A 17666-nucleotide genomic window follows, 5' to 3' on the forward strand; every position below is an offset into this window, starting at 1 on the left:
CGGGCTCGAAAATCCACGTAAAAAATCAGGAATCCTGAATTTGGAAGCCAATGCATTCGATCCGCCAGAAGGCTCCTTGCGCAAATCGGTTGGGCGCGGCGCGGTTGTCACGGCCATGGCGCAATCGGTGCGGGTCGCGACACAGATTCTGTCGGTTATCGTCCTGTCGCGGTTGTTGTCGCCACAGGATTTCGGTGTCGTGGCGATGTGCGCGCCGGTGCTTGCCTTTATCGCACTGTTCCAGGATTTCGGCCTGACCCAGGCAACGATCCAGAAATCAGGCATCCGGCATGAGGAGGTGAACTACCTCTTCTGGATCAATGTCGCCGTCAGCGCGATCCTGGCTTGCGTGCTTGCGGGTGCGGCGCCGCTGGTTGCTGCCTTCTACGGCGAGTCGCGCGTGACAGGTCTGGTGGCTGCGTTCGGGCTGCAGATCATGGCCTATGGGCTTGGCGCCCAGCATCTGGCGCTCTTGACGCGCCGTATGCAGTTCGGCCGGCTGGCCGTCATCGACGTCGCCAGCGCAATCGCCGGGCTTGCCGTGTCGATCGCCTGGACCTTCATCGATCGCTCCTATTGGGCCCTGTTTGCCGGCACGCTGACCGGTGCCGTGCTGCCGACGCTCTGCTACTGGGCGAGTTCGCGCTGGCGTCCGGGCCTGCCGCGCAAGGTCGCCGGCATCGGCGAGCTGATCAATTTCGGCGCCGGCATCACCGGCTTCAACTTCGCCAATTTCTTTGCCCGCAACCTCGACAACGTGCTGATCGGCAAATATTGGGGCGAGGCGCAGCTCGGCCTCTATGACCGCGCCTACAAGCTGCTTCTGTTTCCGCTGAGCCAGATCACCAACCCCTTGTCGAAGGTGATGGTTCCAGCACTTTCCAGGCTGAAGGACGAACCGGATCGCTACCGCAGCGCCTATCTGCGCGTCATGCCGCTGATCCTGCTGGTGGCGCTTCCCGGTGTCGCCTTCGCCACCGCGATGTCGGATGTGCTGATCCCCTTCGTGCTCGGCGAGCAATGGCGCGCAAGCGCCTCGATTTTCCTGGCGCTCGGCTTTGCCGGGCTGCTGCAGCCGCTCAACAATCCGGCGGGGTGGCTTTTCGTCAGCCAGGGCCGCTCCGGCGATTTCATGCGCTGGGGCATCATAACGGCCGTGACGTCGGTGCTGGCTTTCATGCTCGGCCTGCCCTATGGCGCGCTGGGCGTGGCGATCGCCTATGCGATCAGCGAATATCTGCGGACGCCGTTCCTATGGCTCTATGTCGGCAAGAGCGGACCGCTGCAGGCGCATCATGTGCTGCGCGCGGCAACGCCGTTCGTGCTTGGCGCCCATCTGGCGCTGGCCGCGATCTGGTTCGTCAAGCCAGCGCTGCCGCAGCAGCATGTCGTCGCCCTGGCCAGCAGCGCCGTGCTCGCCTACCTCATCACGATCATCATCGGACTGGCATTCGCCTCCGGCCGCGAAGCCTTGCGCGAGGCGCTCAAGATGCTGCCGGCAAGGCTGCCTGCGGCAGCGCCGCGCGAAGCGCAATAATTTGGGCGTCTTCGACTGCTACGGACATCTCCTCCAGGACCAGGTCTGAACCATGCACTACCGATCGATCTCCGATATGAACGACGCCATCGTCAGGGGCCTGCACCGGCTGCCGCGCGACATCGACCTGGTCGTCGGTGTGCCGAGAAGCGGCGTTTTGGCAGCGACGCTGGTCAGCCTTGCCGCGAACATCCCGATGACCGATCTCGACAGCTTCCTGGCTGGGCGAATCTACACATCAGGCGTCACCAAGCGCCGGGCCGCTCTCGACCGCAAGGTTTCCGAGATGCGCAAGGTGCTGGTGATCGACGACAGCGTCGCCGGCGGCAACGCCATGCGCGACGCACGCGCCCGCATCCAGGCTGCGGGCATCGAGGCGGACTTCACCTTTGCCGCCGTGTTCGGCCTTGAGCCCCTGCACCAGGAAACCGACCTCGTCTTCGAGGTCGTGCCGCATCCGCGCATGTTCCAGTGGAACTTCATGCATCACAAATTCCTGGCGCAATGCTGCGTCGACATTGACGGCGTGCTGTGCCTCGACCCGACAGAGGCGGAAAACGACGACGGCCCGGCCTATGAGAAATTCCTCAGCGAAGCGCGGCCGCTCCATGTCGCGACCCACAGGATCGGCTGGCTGGTCACCAGCCGGCTGGAGAAATACCGCGCGCTCACCGAGGCATGGCTCGCCAAGCATGAGATCAAATACGACCAGCTGATCATGCTCGATCTGCCGAGCAAGGCGGAACGGCAACGACTCGGCGCGCATGGCAGTTTCAAGGCCGATTTCTACCGCAAGTCCGATGCTATCCTGTTCATCGAGAGCGAGCACGAACAGGCGCTGAAGATCACCGAACTGTCAGGCAAGCCGGTGCTGTGCGTCGAAACGCATATGGTCAGCTTCCCCGACGCGCTGTCGCTGCCGGCACTTGGCCAGGCGGCCCGCAACCTGCCGGCAAGGCTGCGGCAGATCAAGTCGCAAGAGGGCCGCAAGAGCGCCGCCAAGACCATTGCCCGCGCACTGCTTGGCGCCCGCGGCTACGAGACGCTGAAAAGCCGGGTCAAGCGTCCGGCCTGACCTGCTCAGGCGCGTCGTCAGGCCGCCTGTCGCGCGCGCTGCTGCATGGCCCTGTCCAGTATCGAGAAGAAGGTGATGAACTGGCGATCAGGATCGAGTTCCGGACGCCCGGCGAAGCTGCGAGCGAGACTGGAAAGCCGGTCATATTCCTGGTTGTCGTTCCACAGCCGCCTGACGGCCGCGACCCAATCGGCCAGCGGAGCATCGTAATCCAGCACCACGCCACCGGAGCCGACAGCCTCGGGCAGACCGCCGCGCCGCGAACCGATAACGGGGATTCCGCTGCAATGGGCCTCCGAAGCGACGCGGCCCCACGCCTCCTCCCACTTGCTGGGAGCAAGCAGGATCTTCGTGCGGCCATAGACCGTCTTCATGTCGCTGGTGCGGCTCTCCAGGACGACATTGCCCAAGGGAGCGATCGTCTGTTCGATCCGCGCCCGGTGATCGTCGTCGAGCTTCCAGCTTTCGACGAACAGGAAGGGAATTTCGCGGCAGGCGCCGGCAATCCGCACCGCGAGCTCAAATCCCTTTTCCTCATAGGGGTTGATCAGCGTGACGAACTGGCCCGTCGTCGGCGTCGAGTAATGCGCCGGGTTGATGGTTGGCGGGATCACCGCTGCCTCGATGCCGAATTCTTTTTTGTAGGTTCGCGCGGTGAAATCCGAATTGGCAATGTAAAGCGCCGAATGCAATTCGCGCAGATCGCCGCCCAGTTCATGGAACTCGACATTGCGGAGATAAACGACCAGAGGCACGCCCTCCGCCTGCAGCGCCTTGCCGATCGGAACCGATTTGTGACACTGGACCACGGCGACATCGGGCTTCAGCCTGTCGACGGCATAACCCGCCGCTTCCCAGGGAAACCAGGCCCGCACCACCGGATAGCCGGGATAGCTGTCGACAACCGCCGGCTGCCGCAACAGCTTCATCTTGGCGCGTGCCTTGAAGCCGAAGACACCGTCACCGAACAGGGCGGCGAGCACAGCCGCTTCATGACCGTGCTCGATCAACTGTTCGGCCAGATGATGCGTGCTCGACTGAACGCCGCCACTGAACTCGGGCGGGTAGCCGTTGCCGCCTGCAAAGAGAACTTTCATGATCGGGCTCCTTGTCGCATCTCGTATTCCTTGCTCGGAGACAACAGGCAAAGGCCGCCGCCTCGCTTTCGACGTCAGGCAAGTTTCGGCGGCTCCAGATTGGCGAAGGGATTGGTACAGGATTGCCAGCCGGTAAACCGGATCGGGTCGTTGGGCGAACTGCGCCAGGCGTAGTCCGTCAGCATATGGAATTCGGCGACGACCCAGCGGTCGAAATGCAGCAGATCTTCCCGCTTTCGCCGGGGCAGCAAGCGACGCGCGGCGCCCAGCTTGAGCTCCTCCACCAGGGTGACGGCGTCACTCAGTTTTTCGCTTGGGAAATTCCATGGATTCCTGTCGCGGAACGCCAGCACGAACTGCTGCAGATGCTCGATGCGGATGTTCAACTTGCCAAGATATTTTTCCAGCGTGACGCGCACCAGATCCTCGTCCGAGAAGGAGGAAACGGTGGCGTAGGCGACCCCCGTCGAAACCACTCCGCCAGCCAAGACGGCCAGGGCCGAGCGTCTGGAAATCTCGATCATGCGATACCTCCTTTCACGCGATCCGGCTCGCCGCCCGCAAGGACAGCGCTGCCGCGGTCAGGCTCGGGTTGGCGCAGGAGCAGCTCGGATAGGTGCTGGTGCCGACGACGACCAGGTTTCTGAGCTGATGGTGGATCATGCCGCTGTCGACCACAGAATCGGCCGGGCCGGTCCCCATCCTCAGCGTGCCCTGGACGTGCGATTCGGTCGGCCGAATGCCGCGGTCGAAGAGCTTTTCGACCGGCAGCGGCGCCAGAAGGTCAGGCAATTTCTCCAGAGCGCGCGCCATGCCCTTCACCGCGTAGTCCGATGGCGCCTTGAAGCTGACGAAGGCATTGTCATCCGCGTCAAGCGTGACGTAGTTCTCGGGGTCGAGCAGGTTCTCGGTGACCACGACCAACGGCAGCGCCTGGCGTAGCCGCCCCTTTTCGGCACGCATTCCGTGCTGCCAGCGGTTCTCGAAATAGACCAGTGCCGCCGCATGCTCCGATCGGTGAGGACCATCATAGAGGCCGAAATTCAGGCCGGTTGTGATGGTGCTGCCGTCGAAATTGTCGACACCGTCGAGATAGACCTCGAAATTCCAGCCGTAGGATTCATGCAGGCCGCTGCCGACAAATTCGCCGCCCAGGCCGGATCGCAGCATGATCGCCGCACTCTGGATGGCATTGGCGCCGAGAATGAAGAGATCGCCGCTGACCTGGTATTCCTTGCCGTCATGGCTGAACGTGACCGAACGGACAGCACCGCCGACGTGATCGAGCCGGCGCACTTCCGCACCGAGGCAGACCGAGATGTCGGGATGCTCGAAGACGTGCATCAACCCGTTGTTGACGGTGAATTTGGCGTCGACCGGGCACAGCCAGCAACGCAGATTGGCACAGCACGAGCTGCGCTGCGCGGTCGGCACGCGAGCCCGCGCGGTTGGCATGACGAAGTGCTGGTCGGGCTGCGCCGCCTTCATCATCCTGTCCGGTGTCGACATGCGATGCGGCGGTTGCGGAAACGGCTTCGAGCGGGGCAGCATCGCCGCCATGTCGGGGTCGCCGGAGATCGACATGATGTCTTCCGCGTCGCAGTAGAACGGCTCGACGTCGTCATAACTGATCGGCCAGTCATTGCCGATGCCGTAGGTGCTTTTCAGCCGGAAATCATTGGGATGAAATCTTGGCGTCTGCGCGAACCAGCAGTTCGTCCCGCCACCCAGTCCGATCGTGTAGTTCCACGGCTTGTCGGAATTGGTCTTGTAGGTCGTCTCGTCTTCGATGTCGGTGTTGACGTTCTGTTCGAGCTGCCATTCATGGGTGTTGTGGCGTCCCCACTCCAGCACCAGAATGCGCGCCTTTCGGCGCCTGGCGAACTCATGCAGGAAGAAGGCCGAACCGAAGCCGGAACCGATCGCGACGAGATCGAAATGATTCTTGGTGATTTGCTCCGGCTTTACGTCCAGCACCATCAGCTACAACTCCACACAGAAATACGCGCTCAACCCCAGCGCCCGCAGGCCGTGTGCGGACCGGTCTTGCATCCGGCTGCCAGGGCCCGGTCTCATGCCGCCATTCTGCCGATCGAGTGATATTCGATGCCGTGGCGGGCGATGACCTTGGGGTCATAGAGGTTGCGGCCGTCGAAGATGACCGGCGTGGTCAGCGCGTCCTTCACCGCGTCGAAGGACGGCGCGCGAAAGCTCTTCCATTCTGTGGCGATCAGCAGCGCATCGGCGCCGCGAAGCGCTGCCTCCTTGGTGCCGCACAGAAGCAGGTCGTCGCGCAGCCCGTAGATGGCCTGGCATTCCTGCATCGCCTCGGGATCATAGGCCTGCACATTGGCGCCGGCCTTCCAGAGCGCCTCCATCAGGACGCGCGCCGGCGCCTCACGCATGTCGTCGGTGTTGGGCTTGAAGGCCAGACCCCAGAGCGCAAAGGTCCTGCCTTTGAGGTTGCCCTTGAAATAGCGGTCCACCTTGTCGAAGAGAACCGATTTCTGTGCGTTGTTGCGCTCCTCAACGGCGCGCAGCAGCTTGGCGTCGAACTTGACGCCTTCGGCGGTCTTGATCAGCGCCCGCACATCCTTCGGGAAGCACGAGCCGCCATAGCCGAGGCCCGGATAGATGAAATGGTAGCCGATGCGCGGATCGCTGCCGATGCCCTTGCGGACCTCCTCGATGTCGGCGCCGAGTTGTTCGGCCAGATTGGCCATCTCGTTCATGAAGCTGATCTTGGTCGCCAGCATGCAGTTGGCGGCATATTTGGTGAATTCTGCGCTGCGCACGTCCATCACGATCATCTTCTCATGGTTGCGATTGAACGGCGCGTAGAGTTCGCGCATCACAGCCTCGGTGTCCTCGCTGTCGGTGCCGACGATGATGCGGTCCGGCTTCATGCAGTCGGCAACCGCGGACCCTTCCTTGAGGAATTCCGGATTTGAAGCGACATCGAAAGCCAGGTCCTCGCGGCCTCTTTTCTTCAGCGTGTCGGCGATCCTGGCCTTCACCTTTTCGCAGGTGCCGACCGGCACAGTCGACTTGCCGACGACGATCTTGGGTTTGTCCATTTCGCGGCCGATGGTCTCGGCGACTGCCAGCACATATTTGAGGTCGGCCGAGCCGTCCTCGCCCGGCGGCGTGCCAACCGCGATCATCTGGATCTCGCCGTGCCTGACAGCGGCGGCGGCATCCGTTGTGAACTTGATGCGGCCGGCGGCATGGTTCTCCTTGACGAGGTTTTCCAAACCGGGTTCGAAAATGGGAACCAGGCCCTGGTTGAGCCGCTCGACCTTGGCGGCGTCGATGTCGACGCACACCACCTGGTGCCCGACTTCGGCAAGCACCGCCGCCTGCACGAGGCCGACATAGCCAATTCCAAACACCGTCAAATTCATTCGGTTTCATTCCCATGCAAGGCAGCGGACCGTTTTCGGCCCCGCCGGTTCAAATCGACTTTCCCAACTACTTTACACTGCATGCCAGCGATTCCGGAAATTGACAGGGTTCGCCGAGCGCCGTGAAGGCGACCCGCTCGACCTGCAGGGAAAGCTTGCGGCCCGGATCCGCGAACGCTCCCATCCAGCCCTTCATCGTATCGCTGCCCCAAAAGCTGAAGAATATCTTCTGTGCATGGCTGGGCAGCTTCGCCGGGTCGGTAATCGTGTTCACCAGTTGGCCGTTGACGTACCATCGCAAGCTGTCCTTCTGCCAGACGAAGGCGTAGTCGTTGAAGGCCTTCTCCGTGCCGCCCGGTACGTCGACCAGTTTCTCGTTCTTGCCCTTGCCCGCGATATAGGCGTTGACCTGCACCTTGGAGGTGTCCTTGGTCAGGACCTCGAAGTCGATCTCGTCCCAGGGCTGCTTGTCGCTTGGACCGATATAGGTGAAGAACGCGGCGTTGAGGCCGGAGCCGGTATCGGTCTTCAGCCGTGCCTCATAGGTGCCATAGCCGAAGCGCTGCTTGGTCTGGATCTCGCCGCAGACGTAGTCGCGATCCTTCAGCGTCTGCTTTTCGAAGCCGAGCGACAGCACACCATTCGACAGTTCGACCATATTTTTCGACCAGGTGCAATTCTGATGGCTGCCGTTGTTCCAGCCGTCGGAAACATACCAGCGCGTGCGGTCGAAGCTTTTGAAATCATCGACAAAGGACGGCGATGTCGGAATGTCCTGGGCATGGGAAGGGGTTGCCAGGAAACCGCCAAGAGCAGCCAGCAGCAACGCACCGAGCGACCCCAGCCGCCGGGCGGCTTGTCCGGTCCGATATGCGAGAGGCGGTGCGTCAATTGCCGTCGTAGGTTTCGGATTCCAATTCATACCAAACTCACCTTTGCGCTGTGTGTCCCCAACCCAAAGTCGACGTTCGAACCGCTCCTGCACGGGCCAACCTTGACCTTCCTTGTGACCCTCTCGATTGCTTCTGCTTCCCGCCTTGCATCAAATCTGTTGCAACAGTTCCGAGCCTTCACGTTCAACCTCTGCCGGCGCCTGCCGGCCAGGCGAATTCCGCCGCGGCGGCCGAGGAGGCATCCTCGTCAAAGACCGTATCCAGCGAATGACGGAGCTCTTTCATCATGCCGTCCTGGCGCGACAGCGCCGCGATGCGGCGCTCGCAATTCAGGATCGACTGTGTCAGTGCGCTGACTTCCGAAGACCGCTTGTCGGAAGCAGAGCCGTTTTCCATCGCTTCGACCAGAAAGGCGGCGTTGGTCGACGTCGTCCGGTAGCGATTCTCAAGCCCGGTTCTCTCGGCCTCGATCTCGGCCGCAATCTGCTCGAACAGCTTTGCCAGACGATCAAGACGTGAAACATCGGCCTGACGGTCGCGGGCCGGATCCCTTGATCTGAAACCGAATATCGAGGCCATGAACTCAGGTTCCCGTCATCGCCGGCTTGTGGGCCGGGCTTCTGGCCGATCCCCGCAGCCGGGGCTCAAAAACTCGTGTTGCGTTGTCGTGCTCCTTTTGAGGGAGAGACATCAGACCAATCCGATCGGGGGCCAAGTTCGGCTGGTCGTCCACTATGCTGCACCGCAACATAGACTGCCATCGTCGGAGCCGCGAGGCAACCACCCAATTCGTAAACTCATAAATCCGACCGAAATGGTTTGCGTGATGACATGCCGCGAGTGGACAAATCGCTGCATCGGGACCGCTCTCAGCGTTCCTTGCCCGTGCTGGTTCCGGCCATCAGAAAGCGCAGCGGCGGCACAGGCTTTTGGCTGGACACAAGGCCCACACGACGAAACAGCGCCTCGAGCTTGTCGGAAGCCACGCCCTGGACGATGGGGACGAGGTTGGACAGGCTGGCGAAGGCGTAAGCCGCAGCCGAGCCCAGCCCCCGCTCGGCCTTGACGTCAAGGAAATTACGCAGCCGATATTTGTCGCGCACGTGCCGTTCATGCCGCCGCAGCACCGCCTTCGAGCCTTCCGGCAGGCTGTCGATCGCCAGCAGCGCCAGATCCGCATCGGCCAAACGCTTCAGGTCCTGGGTCTTGTGGCGGCCGCTCAGGGAATCGGCGCGGACGATGGCGCCGTAGCCGCAGGAGCGAATGACCTTGAACCGCGCTCCGCATGCGACCGCGCGGGCGTAGAGTTCATAGTCCTCGCCCAGCCGCAGGCTCTCGTCGTAGCTCAACCTATGGCGGTCGAGGAAGGCACGGCTGATCACCGGCTTCAAAAAGCCCAATTCGCCCCTCTGCACGCGGCGCCTGGAGATGTTGCCTTCGACGAAACGCTCGAAATCGAGGAATTCCGGATCGGCGGCAAATTGCGGCGCGACGATTTTCGTCGCGTCGCCCGTCGCATCATCCCTGATCAGCATGATGTTGTCGGCGGCGAAATCCCAATCGGCGCCGGCAAACAGGTTGCGAAACCGGCCTTCGAGGAAGAAATCGTCGGCATCGAGAATGCTGATGAACGGCGATTTCGAGCCGGCGATGGCTGCGTTGCGGGCAAAGGAGGGGCCGCGATTGACATCGAGGCGCATCACGGAGAGCCGCCCGCTGCCATCATCGGCGGATCGTGCGACACCGGCGGTGTCGTCGGTGGAGGCATCGTCGACGACCACGACCTCCGCCACTTCCGGTTCGCGCAATGCGGATGCGATGGCGACGGCGATTGTCGCTGCGGCGTTTTTTGCCGCGATGATCACGCAGACCTCGGATTTCGTCATCGACATGGATTTGCCTCTCGTACAGGTAATATCGATTTGCCCTCGCCCCGTACTCGTTCGATGCACTACAGAATTGCCATCAGCATCCAACTTACCTTCAGCGACTCGCCGGCCGCTCGAAGATGCGGCGGCTGATATCGGCGGACGCCGCCCAGCCTGCTTCGGCCAGATAGCGGACCGGAGCGCGGCCGCACAGTTCCCAAAGCACCGTTCGCCGCTGCGGCCACCGCAGCGACGGCAGCCACGGCGCGATGACCATGCCGAGCAGATCCTCATTGCCGATGCGCGGCAGGATCCTGGTCGCGCGCTGCGACAGCAGCGTGCCGGCACCGCCGAGTAGCACGTCGGCGGCGCGCAGGCCAAGCAGCAGCGTGTCGTCCAGACCTTGCGCGGTAGCGGCATCGAGCAAACGCTGCTGATCCGCCTCGTCGAGGCGGCCGGCGCTGGCGCCGATATCACAGACGTATCCGGCGCAGGGTTCCCGGTTGAAAAGCGCCTTGGCGACGCTGATGCAGGACAAAAGCAATGTATCGGCCACCGAGGTGAACGGCACCGTCGCACCGGCGATTTCGACCTGTCGCTTGCGCCGCAGGAACCCGTCCGCGTCGCGCGGGCTTGGCGAGCCGGGCTGCTGGAGGCGGTAGTGGAGATCGACGGTGGACGACCTCGGCCCGTCGTCCCGGGTCATGTGCTGTTCGCCGAGGAAGCGGACCCACCAGACGGAGCTCGACTTGCCTGATACCTCATAGCCGATCTTGCGAAGCGCATCACGCGCCCTGAAAAATCCGAGCGGCGAAACCAGGATGTCGACATCGCCCGAGGGCTTCATAAAATGGTCGTCGTAGAGAAGTTGCTGCTGGAACGGACCCTTCAGAAAAACGAAATCGATCTCGCTGGCGCGCAGCACGTCCTGGATCGCCATCGAATCCATGATGCAGGACGCGTTCATCGAAACCGTTTTCCTGCGGTAGGTGTCGAGCCATTGGAAAAGCTTAGTTGGCCTCTGAAGCGCGGTTGCGCGCGAAAGCGCCTTGAGGACAAAGACGGCGACCTTGTTCAGCCTGGCAATCTCGGCAATTTTTTCACCGTCAAGATGGCGCATCGAAACGTCGCCCGCGCCCGGGCCGGCGAAAAACAATCGCAGGCAAGCCTGCACATAGGCCACCTCGCCGGCACAGCCGGCGGCGCGCAATCGTTCGTATGAGCCATCCGGCAAGGCCATTTAGCGCACAGTCTCCCAAGAAAGCGTTTCGCGCCGACACTTATGCTGCAAGTGCGAAGCAAGCATCACCAAAAACCTCGATGCCGTAAAGCCTTTCCTTCTGCAGTGCGAATTTTTGCCACCAAAGCGTCTATCGAGGTGGCATCGGAAAGCAGTGAAAACCGCGGTTGAAATGTCCCTTGCCACGTCGGCTTAGGCAATCTCCGGACGATTTCTCAAATGGAAATTCTTTTCATTAGAGAGGCCTAAATATAGGCACAACGCAAACGGCTTATGCAAGCAAAATCAAATGCTTAAAGAATCAGCACAGGCGCGATCGTCGTGCACAAGGAATCGGCTAAAAAATGACAAGTTTTAGGCATGCCGCTCATGTGACGACGCCAGCAACCGTAATTGATTAACAGAAAGTAAAACAGTCTTGACTCATAAATGCTGCCGTGCAGCTATTGCATTGCAGCATAAAAGTGCTGACGGCACTCGACAGGCCGTTTCCAGTCCTAAATCGGAGAGTAAAATGGAACAGAATGTTGAAAAGCATGAATATGAAACGCCAAGCCTGACGGTCCATGGTTCGATTGAGACCATCACCCAGGGCGGCGGCGGCAGCACGGCGATCGACGCATCGTTCCCCGCGCATACGCCGATTGGCGACCTGACGTTCTCCTGAGACTTACAGCCGATTCCAGAGTGACATGTTGGGACTCTGGATTCAAAAGCAGACGTAAGAGGGGTCGGGGGGCCAGCCTCCCGATTTCTCCTGCGCCACTTGGAGATGTCGCAGCGTTTTGTCAGCGAGGTTTGGGGATGAACGGGGAGCTATCCGACCGTGATCTGGGCGACCACGATAGCGTGTGCGCGACCAAGGATGCCGTGGCTTGCGAGTTCGGCGATGGCTTGGCGCTGCTCAATCTCAAATCCAATGTCTACTACAGCCTGAATGGCGTCGGCGCCTTCATCTGGGATTTGATCCAGGAACCCCGGTCGATCGGCGACATCCGCAGCGCCGTGCTTGCGCGCTACAATGTCGACCCGGCGCGCTGCCAGGCCGATGTCGACGCATTGCTGAAGGGCCTGGCCGATAATGGGCTTGCGAGACGGCATCATGAGGCACTTGTCTAAGCCGGTCCAGCACAAGTCCCTGGTTTCACGGGCCCTGGTTTCACGGGCCCTGGTTTCACGGGCCCTGGTTTCGCGGGCCTTGTCTTCGCGGGCCACGGCTTTACGGCAGGAACCGGCGAGAGAAACAAACGTCAAGCAGACGAAGCGCGGGGGAAGCCGGCGCGGGCTGGTCAGGATTTTCTCCCTGACTGGCTCGGAAATGATCTTCCTTGGCCATTGCCTGCTGGTGGTGGCGACAGTTCGGCTGGGGCTGACGCTGTTGTCCTACAATCGTGTACGCAGCCTGGTGACGCGCCTCGACGCGCGGCAGTGCGCCTCAATGGGCGAACTGCGGCGCGTCGCCTGGGGCGTTGCCGCCGCGGCCCGTTTCGTCCCTTACGCCACGTGCCTGACCCAGGCGCTCTCCGGCCAGTATATTCTCGCCCGCCAAGGCAATGAATCGACGATACGCATCGGCATCGAACGTGGCACAGGCGAGCAGTTGAAAGCACATGCCTGGCTGGTCAGCGACAACCATATCGTGCTTGGCGGATCGATCGACGGCTTCGCCCATCTCGTCGACCACGGCAGCCGATGAGCGGCGTCGCCGGAATCCTGTTGCGCGGAGCAAACGCACCGGCGGTCGCGGCGGCCGACATTCAGCAAATGCTGGCGCGCATGCGCCATCGTGGTCCTGACGGCAGTTCTTGGTGGCTGGACACCAGCATCGCCCTTGGCCACGCCTGGCTCAACACATCGGATGAAGTCGGTCCGGGCCCTTTGACGATGGCTGGGGGCCGGCTCGCCATCACCGCCGATTGCCGGCTGGACAACCGTGACGAGTTGCTGGCCAGGCTCGGTATCCGCGACCAGTCGGTAGCCGACGCGATCGTGCTGATGCGGGCCTATCTGCGCTGGGGCGAAGCCTGCCCGGAGCATCTGCAAGGCGATTTCGCCTTCGCCATCTGGGATGACGAGCGGCAATCGCTGTTTTGCGCGCGCGATCATTTTGGCGTCAAGCCGTTCTACTACCACGCGGCGGACCGGCGTTTTGCCTTTGCGTCGGAGATCGGTCCGATCCTGGGCGTCGAGGGTATCCGCGCACGTGTCAGCGAGCGCCAGATCTCCGGCTTCCTGGCCGGGCTTCCCGACGACCCGCAGTCGACCCCCTACAGCGATATATTCAGCCTGCCGGCCCGCCACAGCCTAACCGTCACCGCGCAACAAGTGATGCTGCGCCGATACTGGCAGATCGAGCCGTCGGCGCGGCCCTTGCGGTCGGATGCATCGGAGGAATTCGCCCATCTGTTCTCGCAATCGGTGCGCAACCGCATGCGTGGGACCTCGGCGGTCGGGGCAATGCTGAGCGGCGGCCTCGATTCCTCGTCTATCGCCTGTGTCGCCAGCCTGCAGAATGCCGCCGCGCGCAAGCCGAGGCTGCCAACGTTCTCGCTGATTTTCGAGAAGGGCTCGCCGATGGACGAGCGGCCCTTCATCGATGCCGTTCTCGACCAGCAGAAGGTCGACGCGACGCTGATCCCGGTCGGCAACTATGCCCCATTTGCCGAATTCGAGCGCGTGCTGGAAGAACAGGAAGGAACGTTCCTGGCGCCGGGCCTGACGCTCACCCGCGGCATCTACCGGACTGCCGGCGCCAAGAGCATCAAGGTGCTGCTGGACGGCCATGGTGGCGACGAGGTCGTTTCACAAGGCCACGGCCACCTGCACGAGCTTGCGAATGGCGGCCGATGGATGGATCTGTGGCGCGAGGTCCGCAGCGCATCCAACACCTATGGCGACAGCACGCTTGGCCTTTATCTCCAGTTCCTGACCCTCTACGGGCCGGCCTGGCGCATCGCCAGGCTGAGGCATATGGCCAACCGTGCCCTGAACAAGATCCGCAAGCCCGCGCAAGTGTCGCGCGCACGAAGCTGGCGCGACCTGATCAATCCGGACCTGGCCAAGCGCACCGAGCTTGTCGACCGGTTTCACCGGGCCGGCTACATGCCGCCCGGCGTCCAGGCCAGCGACGCCTTGAGCCATCGTTGGATCCTGTCGAACGGCTATGTCCCGCATGCTTTCGAGGTTCTCGACAAAGCCGCCGCCAATTTCGGGGTCGAGCCGCGCTACCCCTTCTGGGACAAGCCGCTGGTCGAGTTCTGCCTGGCGCTGCCGGGCGAGGAGAAGCTGAGCCACGGTTTTGGCCGCTATGTGCTGCGCCGCGCCATGCAAGGCGTATTGCCGGAGGCGGTGCAGTGGCGGCGCGACAAGATCGACTTCACTGCCAATCTCGTCAACGGCATGCTGCGCAACCATCGCGACCTCCTGGAACAGCTGCTGGTCTCGGATGCGAAACGCATCGCCCCTTACGTCAATCTGCCGCAAGTGAGTGCCGCCTATGCGCGGCTGCTGCGCCAGCCCGATCAGGCAGCCCCCCTGGATGTCCAGTATGTCTGGCGCTCGGCCTCGCTGTCGCTCTGGCTGCGGCAGCTCCAGCATGGCGGGAGCCCCGCATGATGCCGCGCAACGAGCCGCTCGCTCTATGCAATGATGATGCCTTTTCGCATGGCCGGGCCAAGCGAGAACGCCGCTTCTACCGGGCCTACGGCCTGACCATCGCGTCGGAGGTGACGTTGCCCGAACTGCAGCCGGCGGCGCCGGGGGCGGCGGATGTCGTGATTGCCGTCGGCGCGATCGACCTGCCAAAGCCCTCGCCCGAAGCCGCGACCGACTTTCGCTTCGAGCCGGACCGGCAATATCTGGCGTGGCATGCCGTGGGCGCGTTCCTGATCACCGATTCCAGCCGTATCGACATCGAACCGGCGCCCGGCGTCGACGACGCGCTGCTCGCGTTTCCGCTGCTTGGTCCGGTCATGGCGCTGCTCTTGCACCGGCGCGGCCTGCTTGTCCTGCATGCCAGTGCCATCGCCGCCGCCGGCACGAGCGCCATCTTCATGGGTGATAAGGGAGCCGGCAAGTCGACGACCGCAAGTGCGATGATCCGGGCCGGGCATCGACTGCTTACCGATGACGTGGTGGCGCTGGACCTCGCCAATCCGAGTGAGCCAATGACCGTTCCGGGCTTTCCGCAGATCAAGCTGGCGGCCGACGCCGCGGCGGCGATCTCGCTTGGGGAAGCGGAAGTGCGGCCGCAAGTGCATGCGGCGATCGACAAGATGCAGCATCGCCTGAACGGTGGCTTTTCGGGCGACGAGGTGCCGGCGACCAGGATCTATATCCTCGAGCGCGGCGAAAGGGCTGACATCACGCCCTTGCCCGCCATTGCCGCCCTGCCGGCCATCATCAAATTCTCCTATGTGACGCGCTTCGGCCGCGCGGCCCTGCCCGGCGACTTCGCGACGGCGCATCTTCGGCAATGTTCATGGATTGCCAACCACATCGGCGTGTACCGGCTGGAAGTCCCGACGGGCCTGGACAGGATCGGCGAAGCCGTGGAACTGATCGAAAAGGATCTGTCGGCTGGCAGCCGGCGGTTGTGAGCGCAACCATGTCGAAGCCCCCAATCCTTCGCCTGTCGCTGTTTCGAGAAATTGCCGCCTTCGGCGCCACCATTGCCCGGATCGGCGGCCGGCGAACGTGGACGGCGCTGTTCTTCCTCATCCTCGGCAGCCTGACCGAGGGCATTTCGATCCTGCTGCTCGTCCCGCTGCTGCATCTGGTCGGACGTGCCGACCAGGATTTCGCTGTTCGGCTGCCCAACGATGATTTCGTGCGCTGGCTGGTGCCTGATGGCACGCTGCAACTGACGACCGTGCTTTGCGCGCTGGTCGGGCTTGTTGCGGCGCAGGCGGCGTTCAATCGCTTCAAGTCGGTCTACATGGCCAAATTGCTGTTCGATTTCATCAATCGCGTTCGCATGAACCTGTTCGAAAGCATCGGCAAGGCGCGCTGGGGCGTTTTTACACGCATGCGCAGTTCCGATCTCGATCATGCCCTGACCGGCGACATCGACCGCGTCCAGGGCGCGGCTTTCTCACTGCTGATGCTGGTGCAGATCGCCGTTCTTCTGGCCGGCTATCTCCTGGTTTCCGTGTTTATCTCGCCGGTCATGACGCTGTTTGCCGTGGTCATCGGCATCCTGATGTTCGTGGCGCTGCGGCCCTTCCGGGCACGGGCCACTGCCTTCGGCCGTGTGCTGACCGCCAATCGCCAGGACCAGTACCGGACAGTCTCGGAATTTCTCGGCGGCATCAAGGTGGCCAAGAGCCTGAACGTCGAGGACAGCTATTTCGCGCAGCTGCGGTCGACGCTTGAGAGGATGAAGGCCGACAACATCGACTATGTGCGCAACAGCACCATCGGCACTGCTGTATTCCAGGTGGCGAGCGTCGTGGGCCTGAGCCTGTTCATCTATGTGGCTTTGGTCCGCTTCAACCTGTCGCTGGCCGAGATCGTCGTCCTGCTCCTGGTCTTCATGCGTATCGCGCCGCGCTTCATGGACATGCAGACGCAGGCCCAGCAAGTGCTGATCAACCTGCCCGCCTTTACGGCAATGCGCAGCCTGCAGGCACGTTTCGACGCCGAACGCGAACCCGGCCATACCGAGTTCGCCGACGCCGGGACACTCTCCCTCAATACGGGATTGAATATTCGCGGCGTGTCCTTCGCCTACGGAGATGCTGTCGACAAGGCGGTGGTGAGCGGCATTACCTTCGGCCTGCCGGCCGGCAAGGTCACCGCCCTGATCGGGCCGTCCGGATCGGGCAAGAGCACGATCGCCGACATGCTGCTTGGCCTGCTGGAGCCCACCACTGGCAAGATGCTTGTCGATGGCGTCGAGATCGATGCCAGCAATCGCCGTCGCTGGCGCGACCAGGTGGCCTATGTGCCGCAGGACGTGTTCCTCCTGCACGACACGATCGCGGCGAACCTGCGCCTCGCCGCGCCACGGGCCAGCGATGGCGATCTGTGGGCCGCGCTGCGTCAGGCGCACGCCGGCGAGTTTGTCGAACGGCTCGACCTCAGGCTCGAGACGGTGGTCGGCGATCGCGGCGTGCGGCTCTCGGGCGGCGAACGTCAGCGCATCGCGCTCGCGCGCGCGCTGCTGCGCAAGCCGTCGCTGCTCATCCTCGACGAGGCGACCAGCGCGCTCGACTGGCAGAACCAGTCGCTGATCGCCAGGTCGATCGACGGATTACGCGGTACGATGACGATCCTGACCATCGCGCACCGGCCGTCGATGATCGCCTTCGCCGACTGGGTGGTGGCGATGGAAAACGGCCGTATCGTCGAGGTCGGCCAATATCAGCGGCTGAAGGAAAAAACCGGCAGCCGGTTGTCGAGGATGCTGTTGGGGGAACAGTCGGAGAGCGAACCCGCTGATGTGGCGTGAGCCGGCGGCCAGGACGCGTCGCGCCGAAACGGATTCACGCGGCGCTTTGGTCCCTTTGTCTCGAAGCATGTCGTTGCCGCCAAACCGGCCACGTTTGAGCA

General features: G+C 62.5%; 16 protein-coding genes. 8 read left to right on the plus strand and 8 right to left on the minus strand.

The window, feature by feature from the left end; genetic code table 11:
* Positions 1-40 precede the first annotated feature (40 nt).
* Complete coding sequence (locus EN955_RS01800) at positions 41-1537, plus strand: lipopolysaccharide biosynthesis protein (RefSeq protein ID WP_024501830.1); 1497 nt, start codon at positions 41-43, stop codon at positions 1535-1537.
* A gap of 52 nt (positions 1538-1589) precedes the next feature.
* Positions 1590-2612, plus strand: coding sequence for a phosphoribosyltransferase family protein (locus EN955_RS01805; RefSeq protein WP_013528105.1), 1023 nt, complete (start codon positions 1590-1592; stop codon positions 2610-2612).
* A gap of 17 nt (positions 2613-2629) precedes the next feature.
* On the opposite strand, the gene EN955_RS01810 is transcribed toward EN955_RS01805, so the two are convergent.
* The 8 genes from EN955_RS01810 to EN955_RS01845 all read right to left on the minus strand — a co-directional run bounded on the left by EN955_RS01810 (position 2630) and on the right by EN955_RS01845 (position 11114).
* Complete coding sequence (locus EN955_RS01810; protein WP_024501831.1) at positions 2630-3709, minus strand: glycosyltransferase; 1080 nt, start codon at positions 3707-3709, stop codon at positions 2630-2632.
* Positions 3710-3783: 74 nt separating this feature from the next.
* The gene (locus EN955_RS01815; RefSeq protein WP_013528107.1) at positions 3784-4233 is read right to left on the minus strand and encodes a hypothetical protein; all 450 of its coding nucleotides are present in this window, start codon (positions 4231-4233) and stop codon (positions 3784-3786) included.
* A 13-nt stretch (positions 4234-4246) separates the two neighbouring features.
* Positions 4247-5689, minus strand: a complete 1443-nt coding sequence (locus tag EN955_RS01820; RefSeq protein WP_013528108.1) for a GMC family oxidoreductase — start codon at positions 5687-5689, stop codon at positions 4247-4249.
* Between the two features lie 92 nt (positions 5690-5781).
* A complete protein-coding gene (locus tag EN955_RS01825) occupies positions 5782-7113 on the minus strand; it encodes a UDP-glucose/GDP-mannose dehydrogenase family protein (RefSeq protein ID WP_013528109.1) in 1332 nt (443 codons plus the stop codon).
* A 67-nt stretch (positions 7114-7180) separates the two neighbouring features.
* The gene (locus EN955_RS01830; RefSeq protein ID WP_024501832.1) at positions 7181-8035 is read right to left on the minus strand and encodes a family 16 glycosylhydrolase; all 855 of its coding nucleotides are present in this window, start codon (positions 8033-8035) and stop codon (positions 7181-7183) included.
* A gap of 154 nt (positions 8036-8189) precedes the next feature.
* A complete protein-coding gene (locus tag EN955_RS01835) occupies positions 8190-8585 on the minus strand; it encodes a hypothetical protein (protein ID WP_024501833.1) in 396 nt (131 codons plus the stop codon).
* Positions 8586-8875: 290 nt separating this feature from the next.
* Positions 8876-9898 carry a glycosyltransferase gene (locus EN955_RS01840; protein WP_024501834.1) on the minus strand — a complete coding sequence of 341 codons (1023 nt, stop codon included), beginning with the start codon at positions 9896-9898 and terminating at the stop codon, positions 8876-8878.
* 91 nt (positions 9899-9989) lie between these two features.
* Positions 9990-11114, minus strand: a complete 1125-nt coding sequence (locus EN955_RS01845) for a nucleotidyltransferase family protein (RefSeq protein WP_024501835.1) — start codon at positions 11112-11114, stop codon at positions 9990-9992.
* Positions 11115-11628: 514 nt separating this feature from the next.
* Here EN955_RS01845 and EN955_RS01850 point away from each other — a divergent pair.
* From EN955_RS01850 to EN955_RS01875, 6 genes are all read left to right on the plus strand, one after another.
* Entirely contained in the window at positions 11629-11781 is a 153-nt protein-coding gene (locus tag EN955_RS01850; protein WP_010913078.1) for a lasso peptide, read from the plus strand.
* Positions 11782-11918: 137 nt separating this feature from the next.
* Positions 11919-12233, plus strand: a complete 315-nt coding sequence (locus EN955_RS01855; RefSeq protein ID WP_013528114.1) for a PqqD family protein — start codon at positions 11919-11921, stop codon at positions 12231-12233.
* Between the two features lie 199 nt (positions 12234-12432).
* The gene (locus EN955_RS35230; protein WP_024501836.1) at positions 12433-12810 is read left to right on the plus strand and encodes a lasso peptide biosynthesis B2 protein; all 378 of its coding nucleotides are present in this window, start codon (positions 12433-12435) and stop codon (positions 12808-12810) included.
* A complete protein-coding gene (locus tag EN955_RS01865) occupies positions 12807-14729 on the plus strand; it encodes a lasso peptide isopeptide bond-forming cyclase (protein ID WP_024501837.1) in 1923 nt (640 codons plus the stop codon). The genes EN955_RS35230 and EN955_RS01865 overlap by 4 nt, the downstream gene beginning before the upstream one ends.
* Positions 14726-15712, plus strand: a complete 987-nt coding sequence (locus EN955_RS01870) for a serine kinase (protein WP_024501838.1) — start codon at positions 14726-14728, stop codon at positions 15710-15712. The genes EN955_RS01865 and EN955_RS01870 overlap by 4 nt, the downstream gene beginning before the upstream one ends.
* An 8-nt stretch (positions 15713-15720) precedes the next feature.
* The gene (locus EN955_RS01875) at positions 15721-17565 is read left to right on the plus strand and encodes an ABC transporter ATP-binding protein (RefSeq protein ID WP_024501839.1); all 1845 of its coding nucleotides are present in this window, start codon (positions 15721-15723) and stop codon (positions 17563-17565) included.
* Positions 17566-17666 lie beyond the last annotated feature (101 nt).

The sequence above is a fragment of the Mesorhizobium sp. M7A.F.Ca.CA.001.04.2.1 genome, assembly GCF_003998485.1.
Taxonomy (GTDB): domain Bacteria; phylum Pseudomonadota; class Alphaproteobacteria; order Rhizobiales; family Rhizobiaceae; genus Mesorhizobium; species Mesorhizobium ciceri.

What these genes read in the sequence shown, in the direction of transcription:
- EN955_RS01805 (WP_013528105.1), top strand. Translation starts at nt 1,590, where the DNA reads ATGCACTACCGATCGATCTCCGATATGAACGACGCCATCGTCAGGGGC.
- EN955_RS01810 (WP_024501831.1), bottom strand. Translation starts at nt 3,709, where the DNA reads ATGAAAGTTCTCTTTGCAGGCGGCAACGGCTACCCGCCCGAGTTCAGT.
- EN955_RS01815 (WP_013528107.1), bottom strand. Translation starts at nt 4,233, where the DNA reads ATGATCGAGATTTCCAGACGCTCGGCCCTGGCCGTCTTGGCTGGCGGA.
- EN955_RS01820 (WP_013528108.1), bottom strand. Translation starts at nt 5,689, where the DNA reads ATGGTGCTGGACGTAAAGCCGGAGCAAATCACCAAGAATCATTTCGAT.
- EN955_RS01825 (WP_013528109.1), bottom strand. Translation starts at nt 7,113, where the DNA reads ATGAATTTGACGGTGTTTGGAATTGGCTATGTCGGCCTCGTGCAGGCG.
- EN955_RS01830 (WP_024501832.1), bottom strand. Translation starts at nt 8,035, where the DNA reads ATGAATTGGAATCCGAAACCTACGACGGCAATTGACGCACCGCCTCTC.
- EN955_RS01835 (WP_024501833.1), bottom strand. Translation starts at nt 8,585, where the DNA reads ATGGCCTCGATATTCGGTTTCAGATCAAGGGATCCGGCCCGCGACCGT.
- EN955_RS01840 (WP_024501834.1), bottom strand. Translation starts at nt 9,898, where the DNA reads ATGTCGATGACGAAATCCGAGGTCTGCGTGATCATCGCGGCAAAAAAC.
- EN955_RS01845 (WP_024501835.1), bottom strand. Translation starts at nt 11,114, where the DNA reads ATGGCCTTGCCGGATGGCTCATACGAACGATTGCGCGCCGCCGGCTGT.
- EN955_RS01850 (WP_010913078.1), top strand. Translation starts at nt 11,629, where the DNA reads ATGGAACAGAATGTTGAAAAGCATGAATATGAAACGCCAAGCCTGACG.
- EN955_RS01855 (WP_013528114.1), top strand. Translation starts at nt 11,919, where the DNA reads ATGAACGGGGAGCTATCCGACCGTGATCTGGGCGACCACGATAGCGTG.
- EN955_RS35230 (WP_024501836.1), top strand. Translation starts at nt 12,433, where the DNA reads ATGATCTTCCTTGGCCATTGCCTGCTGGTGGTGGCGACAGTTCGGCTG.
- EN955_RS01865 (WP_024501837.1), top strand. Translation starts at nt 12,807, where the DNA reads ATGAGCGGCGTCGCCGGAATCCTGTTGCGCGGAGCAAACGCACCGGCG.
- EN955_RS01870 (WP_024501838.1), top strand. Translation starts at nt 14,726, where the DNA reads ATGATGCCGCGCAACGAGCCGCTCGCTCTATGCAATGATGATGCCTTT.
- EN955_RS01875 (WP_024501839.1), top strand. Translation starts at nt 15,721, where the DNA reads ATGTCGAAGCCCCCAATCCTTCGCCTGTCGCTGTTTCGAGAAATTGCC.